This is a genomic window from Novosphingobium organovorum (assembly GCF_022832435.1).
GTDB lineage: Bacteria > Pseudomonadota > Alphaproteobacteria > Sphingomonadales > Sphingomonadaceae > Novosphingobium > Novosphingobium organovorum.
In genome coordinates, this window is sequence record NZ_JALHLF010000269.1 from 1 (window position 1) to 505 (window position 505).

1 pseudogene is annotated in these 505 nt (G+C 74.9%); it reads right to left on the reverse strand.

From position 1 onward, the window contains the following. Window positions 1-505: pseudogene (locus tag MTR62_RS21185) on the reverse strand (hypothetical protein); the annotation flags it as partial.

Genomic DNA, 505 nt, shown 5'->3' on the forward strand with positions numbered 1-505 from the left:
CTTCGCGGCCGGGTTCGCCCTGCGGGCCGGTGCCGGTGGCCAGCGCGCTGGCGGCGGCGGCCTGGACGCTCGGCGCGAAGTCGGGATCGGCGCTGGCGAGGGACACGCTCATGCCGGTCTCGTCGGGTCGGAACTGGAGCGAGACAGGACCGAACTGCGCGTGGACGAGCGCGGTGCGCACGACATTGCCCCCCTGGTTCTCGCGCGCTTCGTGCAAGCGGCTGACGAGCGTGGCGAAGTCCTGCGGCGTTTCGCCGGTGGCAGTGGTGGATGCGGCGGCGCTTTCGCCGGACCCCGACAGGGCGGCAGGCTGCGGCAGGGAGGTCGCGTGGGCGAGCGTTGCACCCGGTTGCAGGCGGCTTTCGGTGCGCGCCGTGGCGGGCAGGGTCTCGGCAGCGGCTGGAGTGTCGGGCGTAACCGTCTCGGCCTCGGCGGCGGTTTCGCTCGCCGCCTCGGCCGCGAGCGGTGCGGGCGGCATGGCCTGTGCGGCGTGGGTCCGCTGGAC